The organism is Streptomyces anthophorae, from assembly GCF_049310305.1.
GTDB lineage: Bacteria > Actinomycetota > Actinomycetes > Streptomycetales > Streptomycetaceae > Streptomyces.
On sequence record NZ_JBLWQQ010000001.1, the window covers coordinates 8,118,973 to 8,137,302 of the forward strand.

General features: G+C 71.1%; 18 protein-coding genes. 9 read left to right on the forward strand and 9 right to left on the reverse strand.

Annotated elements, in window-relative coordinates:
• The first annotated feature begins 13 nt into the window (after positions 1–13).
• Genes ACNYS0_RS36895 through ACNYS0_RS36905 form a run of 3 tightly spaced genes read left to right on the forward strand, consistent with a single transcriptional unit; the run spans position 14 to position 2,346 of the window.
• Entirely contained in the window at positions 14–1,159 is a 1,146-nt protein-coding gene (locus ACNYS0_RS36895; protein WP_422480197.1) for an acyl-CoA dehydrogenase family protein, read from the forward strand.
• 48 nt (positions 1,160–1,207) lie between these two features.
• Positions 1,208–1,570 carry a hypothetical protein gene (locus ACNYS0_RS36900; protein WP_422405560.1) on the forward strand — a complete coding sequence of 121 codons (363 nt, stop codon included), beginning with the start codon at positions 1,208–1,210 and terminating at the stop codon, positions 1,568–1,570.
• A complete protein-coding gene (locus tag ACNYS0_RS36905; protein ID WP_422429532.1) occupies positions 1,567–2,346 on the forward strand; it encodes an SDR family NAD(P)-dependent oxidoreductase in 780 nt (259 codons plus the stop codon). Before ACNYS0_RS36900 ends, ACNYS0_RS36905 begins: the two co-directional genes overlap by 4 nt.
• Positions 2,347–2,395: 49 nt before the next feature.
• Here the strand turns inward: ACNYS0_RS36905 and ACNYS0_RS36910 are convergent, their stop codons facing one another.
• The 9 genes from ACNYS0_RS36910 to ACNYS0_RS36950 form a co-directional block, all read right to left on the reverse strand.
• Positions 2,396–3,151, reverse strand: a complete 756-nt coding sequence (locus ACNYS0_RS36910) for an enoyl-CoA hydratase/isomerase family protein (RefSeq protein ID WP_422480199.1) — start codon at positions 3,149–3,151, stop codon at positions 2,396–2,398.
• The gene (locus ACNYS0_RS36915; protein ID WP_422480201.1) at positions 3,148–4,395 is read right to left on the reverse strand and encodes a cytochrome P450; all 1,248 of its coding nucleotides are present in this window, start codon (positions 4,393–4,395) and stop codon (positions 3,148–3,150) included. Before ACNYS0_RS36915 ends, ACNYS0_RS36910 begins: the two co-directional genes overlap by 4 nt.
• Before the next feature lie 89 nt (positions 4,396–4,484).
• Entirely contained in the window at positions 4,485–5,912 is a 1,428-nt protein-coding gene (locus tag ACNYS0_RS36920; RefSeq protein ID WP_422480203.1) for a cytochrome P450 family protein, read from the reverse strand.
• Positions 5,913–5,922: 10 nt separating this feature from the next.
• Positions 5,923–6,486: a GTP-binding protein gene (locus tag ACNYS0_RS36925; RefSeq protein ID WP_422482870.1), complete on the reverse strand. Its 564-nt coding sequence runs from the start codon at positions 6,484–6,486 to the stop codon at positions 5,923–5,925.
• A 2-nt stretch (positions 6,487–6,488) separates the two neighbouring features.
• Positions 6,489–6,872: a DUF742 domain-containing protein gene (locus ACNYS0_RS36930; RefSeq protein WP_422480205.1), complete on the reverse strand. Its 384-nt coding sequence runs from the start codon at positions 6,870–6,872 to the stop codon at positions 6,489–6,491.
• Positions 6,865–7,704, reverse strand: a complete 840-nt coding sequence (locus ACNYS0_RS36935) for a roadblock/LC7 domain-containing protein (protein WP_479685802.1) — start codon at positions 7,702–7,704, stop codon at positions 6,865–6,867. The genes ACNYS0_RS36930 and ACNYS0_RS36935 overlap by 8 nt, the downstream gene beginning before the upstream one ends.
• The gene (locus tag ACNYS0_RS36940) at positions 7,701–8,903 is read right to left on the reverse strand and encodes an ATP-binding protein (RefSeq protein WP_422480207.1); all 1,203 of its coding nucleotides are present in this window, start codon (positions 8,901–8,903) and stop codon (positions 7,701–7,703) included. The genes ACNYS0_RS36935 and ACNYS0_RS36940 overlap by 4 nt, the downstream gene beginning before the upstream one ends.
• 350 nt (positions 8,904–9,253) lie before the next feature.
• On the reverse strand, positions 9,254–10,024 hold the full coding sequence (locus ACNYS0_RS36945) for a FadR/GntR family transcriptional regulator (protein WP_422480209.1): 771 nt from the start codon (positions 10,022–10,024) through the stop codon (positions 9,254–9,256).
• Positions 10,021–11,451: an amidase gene (locus ACNYS0_RS36950; RefSeq protein ID WP_422480211.1), complete on the reverse strand. Its 1,431-nt coding sequence runs from the start codon at positions 11,449–11,451 to the stop codon at positions 10,021–10,023. The genes ACNYS0_RS36945 and ACNYS0_RS36950 overlap by 4 nt, the downstream gene beginning before the upstream one ends.
• 122 nt (positions 11,452–11,573) lie before the next feature.
• Between ACNYS0_RS36950 and ACNYS0_RS36955 the strand changes: the two genes are divergently transcribed.
• The 6 genes from ACNYS0_RS36955 to ACNYS0_RS36980 are packed head-to-tail and all read left to right on the forward strand — an operon-like array spanning position 11,574 to position 18,328.
• Entirely contained in the window at positions 11,574–13,124 is a 1,551-nt protein-coding gene (locus ACNYS0_RS36955; RefSeq protein WP_422480213.1) for an ABC transporter substrate-binding protein, read from the forward strand.
• A 16-nt stretch (positions 13,125–13,140) separates the two neighbouring features.
• A complete protein-coding gene (locus ACNYS0_RS36960) occupies positions 13,141–14,088 on the forward strand; it encodes an ABC transporter permease (RefSeq protein WP_422480215.1) in 948 nt (315 codons plus the stop codon).
• Positions 14,088–14,954, forward strand: a complete 867-nt coding sequence (locus tag ACNYS0_RS36965) for an ABC transporter permease (RefSeq protein ID WP_422480217.1) — start codon at positions 14,088–14,090, stop codon at positions 14,952–14,954. Before ACNYS0_RS36960 ends, ACNYS0_RS36965 begins: the two co-directional genes overlap by 1 nt.
• Positions 14,951–15,991, forward strand: a complete 1,041-nt coding sequence (locus ACNYS0_RS36970) for an ABC transporter ATP-binding protein (protein ID WP_422480219.1) — start codon at positions 14,951–14,953, stop codon at positions 15,989–15,991. Before ACNYS0_RS36965 ends, ACNYS0_RS36970 begins: the two co-directional genes overlap by 4 nt.
• Positions 15,984–16,832: an ATP-binding cassette domain-containing protein gene (locus tag ACNYS0_RS36975; protein ID WP_422480221.1), complete on the forward strand. Its 849-nt coding sequence runs from the start codon at positions 15,984–15,986 to the stop codon at positions 16,830–16,832. Before ACNYS0_RS36970 ends, ACNYS0_RS36975 begins: the two co-directional genes overlap by 8 nt.
• Complete coding sequence (locus tag ACNYS0_RS36980; RefSeq protein ID WP_422480223.1) at positions 16,829–18,328, forward strand: aldehyde dehydrogenase family protein; 1,500 nt, start codon at positions 16,829–16,831, stop codon at positions 18,326–18,328. The genes ACNYS0_RS36975 and ACNYS0_RS36980 overlap by 4 nt, the downstream gene beginning before the upstream one ends.
• The last annotated feature ends 2 nt before the right edge of the window (positions 18,329–18,330 follow it).

Below are 18,330 nucleotides of genomic sequence, written 5' to 3' on the forward strand. Positions count from 1 at the left end.
AGGGGAATCACTGATGACACAGACGCTGGATCCGCCCTCGACCTCCACCGGAGCAGCCTTCGAGCACGTGCTTGACCTGGTGGCCGAGCGCAGGGCGGAATTCGAGAGCGCGCGGCACGTACCGCGCGACATGATCGCCGAATTCAAGAAAGCCGGTCTCTACCGGGCGAGCGCGCCGCGGCGTTTCGGCGGCGAGCCGCTGCCGCCGGCCGAATTCCTGCGCCTGATCGAAAGGATCTCCCAGGTCGACGGATCGGCCGGCTGGGTCGCCAGTTTCGGCTCCTCCCTGATCTATCTCGCGGCGCTGCCCCTCGAGACCCAGGAGCGGCTCTACGCGGACGGGCCCGATGTCGCCTTCGCCGGCGGCCTCTTCCCCGTCCAGAGCGCCGAACCGGTCGACGGCGGCTACCGGGTCTCGGGCCGCTGGAAGTTCGCGAGCGGCTGCAAGGGTGCCGACGTCCTCGGCGTCGGCATCAAGGCGGGCGAGGACCGGGCCGGCCGGCCGCGCACCGCGGTGCTGCGCCCCGAGGACGTCGAGATCGTCGAGAACTGGGACGTCATCGGGATGCGCGGCACCGGCAGCCACGACCTCGCCGTCGACGGCGTCGTCGTACCCGAGGAGTGGACCTTCGTCCGCGGCGGCGAGCCCACCGTCGACGAACCGCTCTACCGCTACCCGGCCGTGCCGTACGCGGCGCAGGTCCTCGCCGTGGTCGGCCTCGGCGTGGCCCGGGCCGCGCTCGACCAGGTCATCGCGGAGGGCGGGCGCGCCAGTTACACCGGCGGACCGGTCGCCGCGGACCGCGCCGCCTACCGGATCGCGGTGGGCCGCGCCGAGGCCCGGCTTCGCTCGGCCCGCGCCTTCTTCTACGAGATCACCGAAGAGGTGTGGCAGACCGTGCTGAGCGGCGATCCGGTCACCTCCGACCAGGCGAGCCTGCTGCGCCTCGCCTCGACGACCCTCGCGCACGACTCCTTCGACGTCGCCCGCACCGCCTACCAGCTCGCCGGCATCCGGGCCATCGCGGACGGCAGCCCGATGCAGCGCTACCTGCGCGACGCCTCCGTGGTGCCGCAGCACGCCTTCCTTCAGGAGGGCCTGTACGACGGGGCGGGCGCGGTGCTCATGGGCGTCGACCCGTTCCCCGGCTATATCTGACCCAGTCCGGCCTCCTCCCAACTTCTGTTCACGAAAGGTGACCTCACCATGTCCACTTCCCCCCAGGCACCCCTGCGCGTGCTGTTCTGCATCGGTGTCAACCAGAACTTCTTCGACCTGCCGACCGGGCAGGGCAAGGCTGTCTGGGACGGCTTCACCAGCATGCTGCGCCAGTTGCACGAGCTGCCGGGCGTCCATGTCATCGGCACCATCGACGACGACCAGCACATGGTCGGCCCCTCCGGCTCCTGGCCCTGGACCAGCTATGTCCTCGCCGATGTCGTCGACCAGCCGACCGTCGCCGCCGCCTGCAACCTCTTCCGCACCGTGCAGGTCGGTGAGCACGGCCTGTGGCGGTACATGAAGATCGAGGCCCGCGTCGGCCGCCCGCTCCCGGACGTGACGAAGTGAGCCCGCAGGGCACGGGGGAGCGCTGGGAGGACGACACGCACCGCGTGGTCCTGGTCACGGGGGCGGCCGGCGGCCTCGGCGGCTGCATCGCCGCGCGCTTCTACGACCACGGGTACCGGGTCGCCCTGACCGACCTGGACGAGGAGGCCGCGGCCAAGGCGGCGGCCGAACTCGACCCCACCGGCGAGAACGCCGTCGGCCTCGCCCTCGACGTCCGCGACAAGGACGCCTTCGCCCGGGCCCGCGACCGGCTCGTCGAACGGTGGGGCGCGGTGCACGTCCTCGTGAACAATGCCGGGCACTCCAAGGTCGAGTCGCTCATGGACATCACCCCGGAGAGCTTCGCCGCCGTGGTGGAGACCAACCTGCACGGCACCTTCTTCGGCTGCCAGGTCTTCGGCTCGTACTTCGCCGAGCGCGGCTACGGACGCATCGTCAACCTCGGCTCGCTCGCGGGCCAGAACGGCGGCACGGCGACCGGCGCCCACTACGCGGCGTCCAAGGGCGGCGTCGCCACCCTCACCAAGGTCTTCGCCCGCGACCTCGGCCCGCGCGGCGTCACCGTCAACGCCGTCTCGCCGGGCCCGCAGGACCTTCCCGTGGTGCGCCGCACCGTCGACCCCGAGAAGCTCGCGCAGGTGGAGGCGACGATCCCGGTGGGCCGCCTCGGCCGCCCGCAGTTCATCGCCGACATGGTCGTCCTGCTCTCCGCCGAACACGCCGACACGGTGACCGGCGCGTGCTGGGACGCCAATGGGGGGCTGTTCATGCGGTGATCACGGCCGGGAGCGGCCGACCGGTGCCCACAGACGAACTCGTCCTGAGCTACAGGTGTGCGGTGAGGAGATTGGCGTCGAGTGGGCCCAGGTCGGCGGTGCGGTCGGCGCGGGCGTAGCCGGTCAGTATGCGTTTGGCGGCGATCATGGACTCGTGCGAGCGGCGGCCGAGCAGGCGCGTCCAGGCGGTGACCGTGCGGTCGAGGTCTTCTTCGGGCACGGATTCGTGCAGGAGGTCGATCCGGTGCGCCGTGGTGGCATCGAACTCTCGGCAGGTGAGCATCAGTTCGCGGATGCGCGAGACCCCGACCTCGGTGATGAGGCGGCCGGTGGCGCCGCCCCAGGCCGGCGGGAGCCCGAGGACTCCTTCGGGCATGCGGTAGCGGCTGGTGTCGGCGCCGACCCGAAGGTCGCAGTAGGAGATGAGCGCGAGGCCGGCGCCCGTAACCCGGCCGTTGAGGCGCGCGATGGTGATGGCATCGGTCGTCTCCAGGGCCTGGCACAACCGGTAGCCCTTGTCGACGATGCGGCGCAGGGCCGCACCGGACGGGTCGGCCTTGCGTGCCTCGGCGAACTCGGTGCGGTCGGCGCCCAGGCAGAAGTCCGCCGACAGCGAGGACAGGACCAGGACCTTCACGTCGGTGCGCTCGGTGAGGCTGTCGAGCAGTTTCAGGAGGTCGTCGATGGCGGCGACGTCGAGCACGGCGTCCGGGCGGCCGGCGTGGAGCCGGGCGTTCAGGACGGGGCCGTCCTGGTCGATGCGGAGGGTTTTGTAACCGTCGGAGGGCTGGGGGTGGTCGGTCATGTGAGGGCGAGGTCCAGATTCAGGAGGCGGCGGAAGGCGACGCGGGGCGCCCAGGTGGGCGGGCGTACGAGGGTGAGGCGGGGGATGCGCCGCGTGAGGTGGGTGATGAGGGTCTGTGCTTCGAGGCGGGCCATGGGGGCGCCCAGGCAGTAGTGGGCGCCGCCGCTGAAGGCGAGATGGCCTGCGGTGCGCCGCGGGTCGTAGGTGGCGGGGTGCCGGTGCCGGTGCGGGTCGTGGTGGGCCGCACCGATCAGGAGGTGGGTCATCTCGCCCTCGCGGATGCCCTGGCCGGCCAGGACGGTGTCGTGGGCGGCGACGCGGCTGATCACGTGGGTGGGCGGGTCGTAGCGCAGGCTCTCCTCCACAGCGCCCGGGGCCAGCTCGGGGTCGGCGGTGAGTGCGTCCCAGTGCACGGGGTGTTCGACGAGGCGCAGGACCGCTTGTGACAGCAGGGTCGCGGTGGTCTCCAGCGCGGCCAGCAGGACGAATCGGGCCAGGTGGTACACCTGGTGGTCGGCCTGGTCACGGTCGGTTTCGAGGGTGTCCCAGGTACGGATCCACTGCGAGACCGGGTCGTCGCCCGGGCGGGCGCGACGAGCCCGCACGAGGTCGGTGAAGTACGCCCGCAGCTCCACGGTTGCGGCGTCCGAGCGGGCGAGCTGGCTGGCCGTGGGCAAGAGCTCCTGCGTGAACACCTGGTCGTGGGTGAGCTCGCGCAGCCGGGGCCAGTCGGCGCGCGGCAGGCCGAGCCAGTGGCCGACCGTGGCGATGGGGAGTTCCTCGCCGACCAGGGTGGCGAAGTCGGCCTCTCCGTGGCGGAGTTGCTCGTGGAATGCGTCCAGGAGACGGTCCGTGGCCGATGTGATCACGGGGGCGAGGCGGCTGATGGCGGTGCGGTCGAAGCCGTTGGCCGCCCGGCGTATTCGGTTGTGCTCAGGCCCGTTGAGATTGGGCAGGGTGTGGCTCATCTCTTGCGCGGAGGGAGCCGTCCAGCGGGTGCCCTGCCCTTGCTTCTCACGCCAGGACCGGTCGGGTTCGAGCCAGTCGCGGTCGCGCAGGACCTGGTCGCACTCGGCGTACCCGGTGACGAGGTGGCCACCCCAGGGGGCGGGGCTGACCGGTCCTGGGGCGGCGAGTTCGGCGTAGAAGGGGAACGGGTCCGCCTGCCCCTGCGGGGTGCGCAGGCGCGAGAAGACTTTGGCGGTGGCGCGGCGAAGATCCTGCGGCAGTAAGGCGATTCCCACTGTGCTCCTTCCCGAGCGTCAGTCGTCATCGATACCCACAAGATCATTTGAGTATCCAATAACACCGCAGCAAAGTGGAATTGCCTCTGTCACTCTCCCTTGGTCCATGCCACGAAGCGGCTGAAGAGTCCTCCCTTGCGGGTTTTGTGCTGCGGGCCGGGCTCAGGAGCGCTGCCGAAGGAAGGGGCGGCGGTGGGCTGAGCGGCGGGCTGGTGGAGCTCGGGCGTGGGCTGGGAGACCACGGGGGCCGCGGACTCGTACGGTGCCGGGGCCATGGGGGCGGACCGCGGGGAGAAGCGGACGGGCAGCTCGCTCAGTGCGCGGCTCCACGGCGAGGGAACCCAGCCGAGCGCCGTGAAGGCGTCGTCCAGTTCCATGTCGGGCAGCCGGTTGAGCAGGCACTCGACCGCTGTCACCGCGATCATGAAGGCCGGGTCCTTGGCGGGGCACGCGTGGGGGCCCGCGCCGAAGGCCAGATGGGCCTTCGAGTTGAGCTGGGCACGGTGTTCGGTCAGCCGTGGGTCCGTATTGGCTGCGGCGAAGGAGATGAGCACCGGGTCGCCGGCCCGTACGGTCCGCCCGCCGAGGTCGATGTCCATGGCGGGGTAGTGGCCGGCGTAGTTGGCGATCGGCGCGTAGTTCCACAGGGCCTGGGAGACGGCGTCCTCGACAGGGAGTCCGGTGGGCCAGTCCTCGCTGAGGTAGAGGGCGCTGCTGGTGCCGATGGCCGCGGCGAGTGGCGCGGTGCCGCCGGAGAGCAGCGTGACGAGCTGCTGGAGCACGGCCTCGTCGGCTTCGGATTGATCGTGCGTGAGGAGCGCGTGCTGGTGGATCAGTTCGGTGGTGAGGTCCTCGCCCGGCCGACGGTGCTTGAGCGCGATCAGTTCCGCGAGTGCCTGGCCGAGGATCTCGTCGGCGCCGGCAGTACCTTCGAAGATGCCGCTGATCCCGGTGATGACCCGGTCGCCGATCTCGGGCGGGCAGCCGAAGAGGTGGGAGAAGACCAGGAGGGGCAGCGGGCCGGCGTACTCGGCCATGAGCTCCGCGCGGCCGTGGCGGTCCGAGCTGAACCCGCTGATCAGATAGTCGGCGGACTTCTGGGTCTGGCGGATCAGGGCCCGCTCGTCCACGGTGTCGAGGGCGGCGGTGACGGCCTGGCGGAGCTTGGCGTGGTCGGCACCGTCGGCGAACAGCGCGTTGCGCCGCCAGGCCATCATCGGCAGGGCCGGGCTGTCGGCCGGCACGCGCCCTTCGGCCAGCGCGTTCCAGCGGCGCGAGTCGCGCGGGAAGGCGGCCGGGTTCTGCAGGATGTGCAGGGCGGCGTCGTAGCCCGTGACGAGTTCGACCTCGACGCCGGGGGCGATGTCGACGGGGGCGCTGGGGCCTTGCGCGCGCAGGTGCGCGTAGTAGGCCTCGGGGTCCGCCGCGAAGTCGGGCCCGTAGAGCTGGACGTTGCCACCGTGTGCGTGCGCGGGGCAGCCGGGCGGTATCGAGCGGGGGTCGGTCGGCTGGGACATGCAAGGGCTCCTAGGCGGCGAGCTGGGTCATGAGGTGCTGCACGAGGGTGATCAGGGCCTCGGCGGAGGAACGCTCGTCGCGGACGTCGCACCGCACGATCGGCGTCCGGGGCTCGAGGTTCAGTGCCTCGTGGACTTCGTCGAGCGCGTACTCGGCCTGGCCCTCGAAGGAGTTCACACCGATCGTGTAGGTCAGCCCGAAGGATTCCACGAGGTCCAGGACGGCGAAGCTCTCGTCGAGGCGCTCGGGGTCGACGAGGACGAGCGCGCCCAGCGCGCCGCGCGAGAGGTCTTCCCACATCTCCGTGAACCGCTCCTGGCCGGGTGTGCCGAACAGGTAGAGGACCAGGCTGTCCGAGAGGGTGAGGCGGCCGAAGTCCATGGCCACGGTGGTGGTCGTCTTGTTGGGTGTGTTCGTGAGGTCGTCGAGTCCCACGCTGGCCATGGTGATCTGCTCTTCGGTCCGCAGCGGTTTGATCTCCGAGAGGCTGCCGATGCAGGTGGTCTTGCCCACGCCGAAGTGACCGACGATGAGGATCTTCACCGCCTGGGTGACGGATGGCTCCAGATACACGCTCACGCTCCGAATTTCTTCTGCAGGCCGGTGAGGACGGCGCTGACGACGTCCACGTCCACCTGTTCGGCGGCGGGGACCGGCTTGCGCACGACGAGCAGGCCGACCTCCGCGAGTTGTGCCAGGAGGATGCGCACGACACCGACCGGGAGTTGGGTGTGCCCGGCGACCTCGGCCACCGACAGAAAGCCGTCGGCGACCAGGTCCATGACCGTGCGTGCTTCCGGTGTCAGGGCGCGCAGGGCGGCCTCGGAGCCCTGGGCCGAGGTCACCATCGCGGTGTGCTCGTACTCGTGCTCGGGGGGCAGGGTCCTGCCGCCCGTGATCACAAAGAGCGGCACGAGGTCGGAGGTGACCACGAGGCCCGGGTCGCTGGGCTCAGGCATGGCCGGGTGCCCTGCCGGCCACGGCAGACCTCGCGATCTTGGTCTCCACTTCGTGCAGTCGGCCCGTCAGGGCCTCGATGCTGCAGTCATGGTCGGCCGAGGCCGCCAGGAGTGCGCCGTCCCCGGCCGCGATGAGGGAGATCCAGCCGTGCTGGAACTCGATGGCCGTCTGCTGCCACACCACGTTCGCGACCGGGCCGGCGAACTGCGCGGCGGCCCGGCTGTTGGCGTGGATGCCGGTCATGGCCGCACAGATCCGGTCGGCGAGATCGCGGGGCAGGCCTGAGGTGGCGCCGCGGGGCAGGCCGTCACCGCCGAGCAGAACCGCATGCCGGGCACCGTCGACATCGGCGAGTGCCTGGTCGAGTTCGGGCAGCACCTGGGCCAGCACCTCACCGGGCGCCGGCTCACGGCTGCCGTGCCGGCCCCCCTGACCGGCCGCGTTCACGCGGGGCGCGGAGGTCATGTTGTGCCCCAGCCGGGCCACCAGACGGTGCATCCGGTAACTGATCTGCTGCATGTCCACGTCCGGCTCTGCGGCCGCCGCGAGATAGGCGCCCTGTCCGGCACCGATCAGGAAGATCCAGCCGTGCGAGAACTCGATGACGGTCTGTGTCCAGGCCGCATCCGGAGCGGCCCCGACGAACGGAGCCGTGGCACGGCTCAGGGCCTGGATACCGGACATGGCCGTGGAGATGGTGCGCAGATCTTCTTCGGCCAGGCCCTCGGTGGAGGCGCGGGGCAGGCCGTCAGCGGACAGCAGGACGGCATGGCGCGCCCCGACCACGTTCTTCACGATGTCGTCGAGCATCCACGACAGGTCGGCGCTCACCGCTCATCAGACCCTTCGCCCAGGGGGGCCTCGTCCGCACGGGCTTCCAGGGTGCCGCGCTGGAACGCGCCCAGGCCGCGGCTGGATGCCCGCGGCACGGGCTGTGGTGTGCTCTCCGGGCGGGGCGTGCCCGCCGGGGCCGCGGGTGCGCTCGGCGACTGGCGATTGGCGCGCTTGGGCAGGCCGTTCGGGGTGCGCTGAGGTGCCACCTCGGAACGGATCGGTCCCTGACTTACGGGCGTGGGCGCAGCCGGTGCGGGAGCAGGCGCGGCCGGTGCGGCCTTCGGGGTCGCCTCTTCCATGGTCCACAACTCCTCGGGCAGCAGGACGACAGCCCGCACACCGCCGTAGCGGGACACGCCGGTGACGTCCACCTTGAAGCCGTACTGGCGGGCGATCAGGCCGATCACCGGGAAACCGAACTTCGGCTGCGTGCCCAGCTGCTGGAGTTGCGGCGGCTCGTCGCCGGACAGCAGGGCGGTGGCCCGCTGGCGGTCCTCGTCGCTCATGCTGACGCCGGCGTCGTCGATGATGATGCACAGGTTGCCCTGCACGCGCTGGAAGGTGACCTCGATCGGCGCGTCGTGCTGCGAGAAGCTCGCGGCGTTGTCCAGCAGTTCGGCGACGGCCAGTGCAACCGGCGCGACCGCGGTTGCCTTGAGGGCCAGACCGGGCTGCTGCATGATCGAGACGCGCTGGAAGTTGCGGATCTGGCCCTGGGCGTTGCGCGCCACGTCGTACACACTGGCCGGCCGGTTGCGGCGGCCCAGCGGCGCCCCGCACATCACCGCGATGCCCTGGGCTTTGCGCGCCATCTGGGCATTGGCGTGGTGCACGTCCAGGAGGTCGTTGAGGACTTCGTTGCCCCCGTACTTGCGCTGCATGCTGTCCAGCAGCGCGGTCTGCTCGGCCGCCAGGCTCTGCAGGAAGCTGGCCGCTCCCTTGAGGACCGATTTCGTGCTGTCCTCCGCGGCGGCCCTCGCCTCGGCGATGACACCGTCCCGCTCCGCGCGGGACCTCTGCAGTTCGGACTGGTGGGCCGCGATCTGCGCGTTGGCCTGGTCCAGCCATTGTTTCTGCTCGGCGTCAGCCCGGCGTCTCTTGTCGGTCAGCGCTCGGTTGCGGGCAATGAGTGCAACGACCGCGGCGACGGATATCAGCGCAATCGCACCCAGGCACCACACAAGTGCGTGTGTCATGGACGCCTCTCTTGGCACGGGCAGGTAGATCGGCGACCCGTACCCCCGCTCTCATCCCGCAGGCACGTGTCAAGGCGGCACGCTGGATGAGTTGATCAAGATCGCCGCGGGGATGCTATCAGGATCGTTTGGCCTCAACCTGCCTGCCCAGCGCCCCTGTTGGGAGATTCCGCTTATCCCGCCCAGTCGCCGAATGGTCCCGGCCACCCAACAGATGGGTTTCAGCCAGGCGTGCCCGTGCGTTCCCGGCACATCCGGGAAGGTGTGCCCGACTTCTCGCGGGGGGCATGGATGGCGCCCCCGTCAGGGCGGCACGTCGTCGCGGGCGCGTTCGCCCAGTCATCCGGGGCTCAGTCCCCCGCTTCGTCCACCAGCGCCAGCAACGGCCCCCGTTCCTCCTCCGGCACATACCCCGCGTAGTAGTCGTACAGCGTCTGCCGTGAGATGCGGGCCGCCGCCAGGCCGTCGCGGGTGCGGATGGCCTCCAGGACCTCCTGGTGGTGGCGCAGAGAGGTGCGCATCAGGACCTCACGGTCGTCCGCGTGGGCGACCTTGTCGGCGATCAGAGTGAGGACCGCGCCGCGGACGACCTGGTTGGAGACCTCGATCAGCGCGTTGCGGCTGGCCCGTGCCACCACCTCGTGGAAGGCGACGTCCGCCGTGCTGAACTCCTCGTAGCCCGCGTCGATGGCGTGCGTCATCGCCCTCACCGTCTCCTCCATCGCGGACAGTTCCTCGTCCGTGCGCAGGCGGGCCGCGAGCTGGCTGGCCGAGCCGTCGAGGATCATGCGGAACGAGATCAGCTCGGCCATCGAGATGGTGTCGAAGCGGGCGAGGCGGGTCATCTCCTTGGCCAGGCCCGCCGTGGTGAAGGGGAGGATCTCCGGGCCGTGCGGGTCGCCGTGGCGGGAGCGGATGAGGCCGTTGCTCTCCAGGACGCGCAGCGCCTCGCGCACCGTGGGGCGGCTCGCGCCGAACTGGCTCACCAACTCCCTTTCACTGGGCAGACGTTGACCCGGCTTCAGGTCGCCGGACACGATGGCCTGCTCGATCTGTTCGACGATGCGCTGGTAGAGGCGTACCGGCGCGACCTGTTGGAAGCGGGCCCCGTCCGTCGTCATGGTGTCTCCCCCTTCTGGCCCGGGAGCGCGTCGTCCGGCCATGGAGGGGCCGCCTCGGCCGGGCGGTTCCGCTCGTACCAGGCCGCCGCCCGGAGGACGCCCAGGTCGTCGAAGCGGCGTCCCGAGAGCTGTACGCCGATGGGCCGGCCGTCCGCCGTGAAGGCGCAGTTGACCGTCGCGGCGGGCTGGCCCGACATGTTGTACGGGGCGGTGAAGCCGATGTGCGACATCGTCCTGCCCGGTTCCATGAACGGCATCGGCTGCTCCGCCGCGAACGCCGCCACGGGTGCCACCGGCGACAGCACGATGTCGTAGGGGAGCGTCGCCGCCACCGTCAGGGACTGGATCCGCATGATCTGCTGGTAGCAGTGGAGCACCCGGGTGCCGGGCACGTCGGCGCCCTCGCGGCACCAGCCCATGATGTACGGGTGGACGCGCAGCGCCGCCTCGGGGGACAGCTTGCGCAGATCGTTCCAGGAGCGCACCCGCCAGAACAGGTCGAGGTCGTCCAGGAGTTCCTGGGACATGAACGGTTCCACCGGTTCCACCGCCGCCCCCGCCGACGCGAAGACGTCCGCCGCCCGGCGCACCGCCTCCACCACCTCCGGGTCGCGCGGCCCCCCGCACCCCGCGTCCAGGTGCAGGCCGACCCGCAGCCCGCGCACGTCCCCGCCCGGCCGCGACCAGTCGATGTCCTGCGGCGGCAGGCTCGTCCAGTCGCGCGGGTCGGGCCTGCTCAGGACCCGCATCAGCAGGGCCAGGTCCGCGACCGTCCGTGCCATGGGGCCTGCGACCCGCCCCAAGTACGGGGTGTCCAGGGGGATGCGGCCGTCGCTCGGCTTCAGCGTGGCCAGGCCCAGCCATGTGCCCGGCAGCCGGATCGAGCCGCCGATGTCCGAGCCGACGTGCAGCGGCCCGTACCCGCCCGCGGCCGCCGCGCCCGCCCCCGAACTCGAACCGCCCGTCGTCCAGGCTGGGTTCCAGGGGCTGCGCGTGATGCCGTGCCGGCTGGAGACGCCGGAGGAGAGCATGCCCCAGTCCGGCATGACGGTGGAGCCGAGGACCGACCCGCCCGATTCCAGGACCCGTTCGGTGATCGGCGCGTCCCGCTCGGGCACGACCGGCTCCACCCCCGCGTTGCCCGAAGGCATCGGGACGCCTCTGCGGGCGATGTTCTCCTTGAGGGTCACCGGCACGCCGTCGATCGGCCCCAGCGGCTCCCCGGCCGCCCACCGGGCCTCGCTCGCCTCGGCCGCCTTGCGGGACTCGGCGGGGTCCCGCACCCAGAACGCGTTCAGCACGTCCTCGCGCGCCTCGATCACCGACTGCACGGCGTCGTGCACCTCGACGGGTGACACCGTGCGATCGGCGAAACGGGCGGTCATCTCGACGGCGGACATGGTGGCCAGGTTCTGTTCGGTGGACATCCGCACCCTCTCCTTCACGCCTGTGGACAGGTACCACCCTCTTGACAGGTACCGCCTCAGTCGTCACGGTACCTGTCAAGTGAGCTTACTGGTCAGGCCAGTTACGGCGGAAGGTGTCGTGCATGAGCAAGGACCGACGATCCGGGCGTCCCGCCCGGACGGCCGCCTCCCTGGTGGCCTGCTGTCTGCTGCTCCTGGCCACGGCCTGCTCCGCCGGCTCCACCGCCGCGGGATCGCGCCCCGAGGGTCCCGGCGACTCCCTCGCGATCGGTGTCACCGCCGAGCCCGCCAACCTCGACTTCACGAAGACCGACGAGGCCGCCATCCCGCAGGCGCTGCTCTACAACGTCTACGAGAACCTGGTGAAGCTCGACCAGCACGGAAAGGTCCGGCCCGCGCTCGCGCGCTCGTGGGAGCTGTCGAAGGACCGCAGGACGTACACCTTCCACCTCACCAAGGACGCCAGGTTCAGCAACGGCGCGCCGTTCACCGCCGAGGACGCCAAGTTCTCCATCGAGCGCGTCGTCCCCAAGTGGACCGTGGCCCTCAAGGCCCAGATGAGCGTCGTGGACCGCGTACGGGCCGTCTCGCGCGACGAGTTGAAGGTCACGCTGAAGCGGCCCAGCAACGACTGGCTGTACCGGATGACCACCCGCACCGGCGCGATGTTCAGCCGCACCGGCGTCGACAGGCTGGCCACCGACCCCGTCGGCACCGGACCGTACGAACTGAAGAAGTGGAATCGCGGCGACTCCCTGACCCTCGCCCGCCGCCCCGGCTACTGGGGCCGCGCACCGCACTTCGACACGGTCACGCTCAAGTACTTCAAGGACCCGACGGCGATGAACAACGCGCTGCTCACGGGCACCATCGACGTCATCGGCGCGATGCAGTCACCGGACTCCCTGTACCGCTTCGAGAACAACCCCAAGTACCGCGTCATCGAGGGATCCACCAACGGCGAGGTGATGCTCTCGATGAACAACGGGTCGGGGCCCATGAAGAGCAGGAAGGCCCGGCAGGCCGCCCGCTACGCCATCGACCACCAGGCCCTCGTCGACACCTGCTGGGGCGGGCGCGGCAAGCTCATCGGCAGCATGGTGCCGCCCACCGACCCCTGGTACCAGGACCTCACCGGCCTGTACCCGTACGACCGGGACAAGGCGCGCAGGCTCCTCAAGGAGTCGGGCGAGGCCGGGCGCACACTACGGCTGCGGATCCCCACGCTGCCGTACGCCGCCGCCTGCGGCACCGTCGTCAAGAGCCAGCTCGAACAGGCCGGATTCAAGGTCGAGTTGAGCCAGCTGGAGTTCCCCGCGGCCTGGCTCTCGACGGTGTTCAAGAACGCCGACTACGACATGACGATCATGTCCCACGTCGAGCCCCGCGACATGCCTGCCGTGTTCGGCGACAAGAACTACTACACCCGCTACGACAACCCCGCGTTCCGCGAACTCCTCGCGAAGGCGGACACCGGCAGCCAGAAGGAGCAGACCGCCACCATGCGCGCCGCCGCCCGGACGCTGTCGAAGGACGCCGCCGCCGACTGGCTGTTCCTGCTGCCGAACCTGATGGTGGCGGACGCGGACATCACGGGCCTGCCGGTCAACAGCGTCACCGAATCCCTGGACCTCACCGGCCTGAGCCGGTCCGGCCGGACCGACGCGTCCTGAAAGGCGGCCCGAACCGATGATCGTCCGTCTGGTGCAGCGGATCGCGATCCTGCTGGCGAGCCTGTTCGTCAGCTCCGTCGTGGTGTTCGCGTTCATGGCGGTGCTGCCGGGTGACCCCGCGCGCGTCGCGCTCGGGACCGGCGCCTCCGACTCCGCGGTCGCCCGACTGCGCGCACAGTTCGGCCTCGACCGCTCCCTCGTCGACCAGTACCTGAGCTGGCTGCACGACCTGGTCACCTTCGACCTCGGCAACTCCTACATCTCGCAGACCCCGATCGGGCCGCAGCTCGCCGACCGCCTCCTGGTCACCCTGTGGCTCGTCGGCACCGGCATGGTGATCGCACTCCTCGTGGCCGTCCCGCTGGGCACGTTGATGGCGGTGCGGCACCGCAAACCGTCCGGGCTCGTCCTGTCGGCGCTCTCCCAAGTGGGCGTCGCCGTACCGGCGTTCCTCGCGGGCATCCTCATGATCACCGTGTTCGCGGTGGGGCTCGGCTGGCTCCCGGCGAACGGCTGGACACCACCGGCCGACGATCCCGTGCTCTTCCTCAAACAGCTGCTGATGCCCGCGCTCTCCCTAGGCCTCGTGCAGGCCGCCGTCCTCACCCGCTACGTCCGCAGCTCCGTGCTCGACGTGCTGCGCGAGGACTATCTGCGCACAGCCCGCGCCAAGGGCCTGCGCCCGATGAAGGCACTGGTGCGACACGGGCTGCGCAACGCCTCCGTGCCGGTCGTCACCGTCCTCGCGCTGCAACTGGCGACGCTCCTGGTCGGCGCCGTCGTCATCGAGCGGGTCTTCGTCGTCCCCGGCCTCGGCAGCCTGCTGCTCGACAGCGTCGCCGGCCGGGACCTCATCGTGGTGCAGGACGTCGTCATGATCATCGCGGCGGCGGTGCTGCTCGTGAACTTCCTCGTCGACCTGGCCTATCTCGTGATCGATCCTCGACTCAGGGTGCGTGGGTGATGGCTGCTTCGAACGCCGTGGACACCGGCGCGACGGTACGTCGCCGCCGCAGGCCCCTGCCCGGCTCCCTCCTCGTCGGCGGCGTTGTCGTCGCGCTGGTGGTCGCCGTGGCTCTGCTGTCCTTCGTCTGGACCCCGCACGACCCGACGCTCGTGGACCCCGCCGTACGCATGCAGGACCCGTCCGCCGCGTACTGGTTCGGCACCGACAAGTTCGGCCGCGACGTCTTCAGCCAGATCATGATCGGCTCGCGCACGACGCTCTACGTCGGCCTGGTCGCGGTCGGCGTCGCCGCGGTGATCGGGGTCCCGCTCGGCATCCTCGCCGGAATGGGCTCGCGCTGGTCGGGCGAACTCCTCATGCGCGGCAACGACCTGATCCTCGCGTTCCCCGCCCTGCTCCTCGCCATCATGTTCGCCGCCGTCTACGGCGCGGGCACGGGCGTCGCCATGGTCGCCATCGGCATCGCCTCCATCCCCGGCTTCGCCCGCCTGATCCGCGGCGGCACCCTCCAGGTGATGAGCACGGAGTACGTGATGGCCGCACGCGCGGCCGGGCGCAGGCCGCTCGCCATCGCGCTGCGGCACGTCCTGCCGAACGTATCCAGCCTGATCATCGTGCAGGCCTCGGTCGGCTTCGCCATCGCGGTGCTCGCCGAGGCCGCGCTGTCCTTCCTCGGCTTCGGCACCCCGCCGCCGACCCCGTCCTGGGGCCGGATGCTCCAGGAGAGCCAGGAACTGCTCGGCACCGCGCCCCGGCTCGCCGTCTTCCCCGGCCTCGCCATCGCGCTGGCCGTCCTCGGATTCAACCTGCTCGGCGACGGGCTGCGCGACCGCTTCGACCCCAAGGTGGAGGACCAGCGATGACCGCCGCTCCCGAGACCGACGACGTACTGAGAGTCCGCGGGCTCGACGTGACCACCGGCGACGGCCGGCCGCTCGTCCAGGACGTCGACTTCACCATCCGTCCCGGCGAACGGGTCGGCCTCATCGGCGAATCCGGCTCCGGCAAGTCCCTCACCTCGCTGAGCCTGATGGGCCTGCTCCCCGAAGGGCTGCGCGCCACGGGCTCGGTGCGGCTCGCCGGGGTCGACCACGATCTGATCGCGGCGGACGAGACACGGATGTCCCGTGTCCGGGGCAAGGACATGGCCATGGTGTTCCAGGAGCCCATGACCGCCCTGAACCCCACGATGCGGATCGGCCGCCAGATCGCCGAGGTGCTCCTCGTCCACCGCACCCGGCCCGACCGCGCCTCCGCGCAGGCCGCGGCCGTGGAACTCCTCGACCAGGTGGGCCTGCCGGACCCGGCGGCCGCCGCGCGCGCCTACCCGCACCAGTTCTCCGGCGGCCAGCGCCAGCGCGTCGTCCTCGCCATCGCCCTTGCCAACGATCCCGCGCTGCTGGTCTGCGACGAACCCACCACCGCGCTCGACGTCACCGTGCAGGCCCGCGTCCTCGACCTCATCGTGCGCGGCGTGCGGGACCGGGGCTCGGCGCTCCTGTTCATCACGCACGACCTCGCGGTGGTCGCCACCGCCTGCGAACGCGTCATGGTGATGTACGGCGGCCGCATCGTCGAATCCGGCTCCGTGCGCGAGGTGTTCACGAATCCGAGACACCGCTACACCCAGGGGCTGATCGCGGCATCCGACCTGACGGCCGTCGACGAACGCGGCCGGCTCGCCACCATCGGGGGCTCGGTGCCGCCGGCCGGCGCCTTCCCCGAGGGATGCGTCTTCCGCAACCGGTGCGCCAAGGCCACCGACCTGTGCGCGACCCGCCCCGCGTGGACCACGACAGGGCCCGACTCCGGCTACGCGTGCTTCCACCCCGTACCGCGGGGCCACGGCGGCGTACGGGACGCGGGCACCCCCGACCACCAGGAGGCCCGCCATGGCTGACCGGCAGAGCGGCGGCGACGCCCTCCGCGTCACCGACGTCACCCGCGACTACCACCGGCCGCGCGCCTCGCTGCGCACGCCCGCGCGGCCCGTGCACGCACTGCGCGGCGTCAGCTTCTCCGTGCCGCACGGCGGACGCTTCGGCATCGTGGGGGAGTCGGGCTGCGGCAAGTCGACGCTGCTGCGCATCCTGGCCGGGCTCGACAAGCCGACGAGCGGCACCGTCGAGGTCGAAGGACGGGACATCACACGGCTCAGTGAACGGCGGCTCCGCTTCGTCCGCGAGCGCCTCCAGCTCGTCTTCCAGGACCCGATGAGCTCGCTCGACCCACGGTTGAAGGTGGGCGACATCGTGGCCGAGCCCCTCGTCGCGCAGGGCATCGGCAACCGCAAGCAGCGGGTGGCGGAACTCCTCGAATCCGTCGGCCTCGGCGCGGAGGCCGCGCGGCGCTACCCGCACCAGTTCTCCGGCGGCCAGCGCCAGCGCATCTCCATCGCCCGCGCCCTGGCCCCGCGCCCGAACATCATCGTGGCGGACGAGCCGGTCAGCGCCCTGGACGTGTCCGTGCGCGCCCAGGTCCTCAACCTCATCGCCGACCTCGTCGACGAGCTGAACCTCACCCTCGTCTTCGTCTCCCACGACCTGTCCGTCGTACGGCACGTGTGCGACCACGTCGCCGTCATGCGGGCGGGCGAGATCGTCGAGAGCGGGCCGACCGAGGAGCTCTACGACAACCCGCGGCACCCGTACACCCGCAGGCTGATCGCCGCCGTGCCGACGCTGGAGAAGGCGCTGGCCGGAGTGACGGCGGCCGACCTCAACCAGGAGCACCACGCGTGAACGCACACCCTGAACCGGCCGTGGCGGCAAGCCTGTTGACGGCCGAGTTCCCCGAAGGACTGCCCGTCGGCGACACATGGCTGCCGACCCCGACGACCGACGACGTGCGCTTCCCCTACGACGGGTCGGTCATCGGCCGCTCGCCCGTCGGCGACACGGCGCTGGCCCGCCGCGCGCTCGACGAGGCGGTCGCCGTCCGCACCCGGGTCGGCGCACTGCCCTCGCACGTCCGCAGCTCGGCCCTGCACGTGACGCACGACGCGATCGCCGCCCGCCGCGCCGACTTCGAGCGTCTCCTCGTCCTGGAGACGGGAAAACCGCTGGTCGACTGCCGGGTGGAAGTGGACCGCACCCTGCTGACGCTGCGCACGTCCGCCGAGGAGGTGGCCCGGCTGCACGGCGAGACGGTGCCGCTGGACCTGCTGCCCTCGGGCGAGGGACTGCTCGGCTTCTGGACCCGCAAGCCGATCGGCGTCGTGGTCGGCATCGCCGGGTTCAACTACCCGCTGCTGCTCGCCGCGCACAAGCTCGCGCCGTCGGTCGCCGCCGGCTGCCCGGTCATCGCCAAGCCCGCACCGCAGACCCCCCTGGCCACCCTGTGGCTCGTCCACCTGCTGCGCGAGGCGCTGCACGGGGCCGGGGCGCCGCGGGCGGCGGTGCAACTGGTCACCGGGGGACCCGAGGTGGGCGAGGCACTCACCACGGACCGGCGGATCGGCGCGGTCTCCTTCACCGGCTCCGCCGCCGTCGGCCACCGCATCGCCAAGGACGCGGCCCCCACCAAGACCCTCCTCGAACTCGGCTCCAACGCGGCCCTGTTGGTGGCCGCCGACGCCGACCTCGACGCCGCGGCGGACGCCGTCGTGCGCGGCGGCTACTACGCGTCCGGACAGGCCTGCATCAGCGTGCAGCGGGTCGTCGTCGAGGAGGCGGTGCGCGAGGAGTTCGTGGCGCTCCTGAAGCGACGCGTCCCGCAGATCGCGACGGGCGACCCGCGGGACGCCGAGACACGTGTGTCGGCCCTGATCGACGAGCGCTCGACGAGCCGCGTCCGCACGTGGGTCGAGGAGGCGGTGAAGTCGGGCGCCGTGCTCGCCGTGGGCGGCGACCTCACCGACGGCGTCATCGGGCCCGCGCTGCTCCTGGACCCGGACCCGGCGCTGCCCGTGTGGAGCGAGGAGATCTTCGGCCCGGTGGTGTGCCTGCGCTCGGTCCCGGACATGGAGGCGGCCTTCGAGCTCGCCAACGACTCGCGCTACGGGCTGCACGCGAGCGTCTGCACCACCTCGCTGGACACGGCGTTCGAGGCCGTGGAGCGCCTGGAGGCGGGCGGCGTGGTCGTCAACGAGGTGCCCGGCTTCCGCTCCGACACCATGCCGTACGGCGGCGTGAAGGACTCGGGGGCGGGCCGCGAGGGGCCGAGGTTCGCGATCGACGAACTGACGGTGACCCGCATGGCAGTGATCCGCCCGACGATGAAGAAGAAGGACAGGTGACA

Excerpts from the sequence above, each read along its gene's own strand:
- ACNYS0_RS36945 (WP_422480209.1), bottom strand. The coding sequence starts at position 10,024 with ATGACGACGGACGGGGCCCGCTTCCAACAGGTCGCGCCGGTACGCCTC.
- ACNYS0_RS36960 (WP_422480215.1), top strand. The coding sequence starts at position 13,141 with ATGATCGTCCGTCTGGTGCAGCGGATCGCGATCCTGCTGGCGAGCCTG.
- ACNYS0_RS36910 (WP_422480199.1), bottom strand. The coding sequence starts at position 3,151 with ATGACCGACCACCCCCAGCCCTCCGACGGTTACAAAACCCTCCGCATC.
- ACNYS0_RS36930 (WP_422480205.1), bottom strand. The coding sequence starts at position 6,872 with ATGCCTGAGCCCAGCGACCCGGGCCTCGTGGTCACCTCCGACCTCGTG.
- ACNYS0_RS36940 (WP_422480207.1), bottom strand. The coding sequence starts at position 8,903 with ATGACACACGCACTTGTGTGGTGCCTGGGTGCGATTGCGCTGATATCC.
- ACNYS0_RS36955 (WP_422480213.1), top strand. The coding sequence starts at position 11,574 with ATGAGCAAGGACCGACGATCCGGGCGTCCCGCCCGGACGGCCGCCTCC.
- ACNYS0_RS36965 (WP_422480217.1), top strand. The coding sequence starts at position 14,088 with ATGGCTGCTTCGAACGCCGTGGACACCGGCGCGACGGTACGTCGCCGC.
- ACNYS0_RS36970 (WP_422480219.1), top strand. The coding sequence starts at position 14,951 with ATGACCGCCGCTCCCGAGACCGACGACGTACTGAGAGTCCGCGGGCTC.
- ACNYS0_RS36950 (WP_422480211.1), bottom strand. The coding sequence starts at position 11,451 with ATGTCCACCGAACAGAACCTGGCCACCATGTCCGCCGTCGAGATGACC.
- ACNYS0_RS36900 (WP_422405560.1), top strand. The coding sequence starts at position 1,208 with ATGTCCACTTCCCCCCAGGCACCCCTGCGCGTGCTGTTCTGCATCGGT.
- ACNYS0_RS36920 (WP_422480203.1), bottom strand. The coding sequence starts at position 5,912 with ATGTCCCAGCCGACCGACCCCCGCTCGATACCGCCCGGCTGCCCCGCG.
- ACNYS0_RS36975 (WP_422480221.1), top strand. The coding sequence starts at position 15,984 with ATGGCTGACCGGCAGAGCGGCGGCGACGCCCTCCGCGTCACCGACGTC.
- ACNYS0_RS36895 (WP_422480197.1), top strand. The coding sequence starts at position 14 with ATGACACAGACGCTGGATCCGCCCTCGACCTCCACCGGAGCAGCCTTC.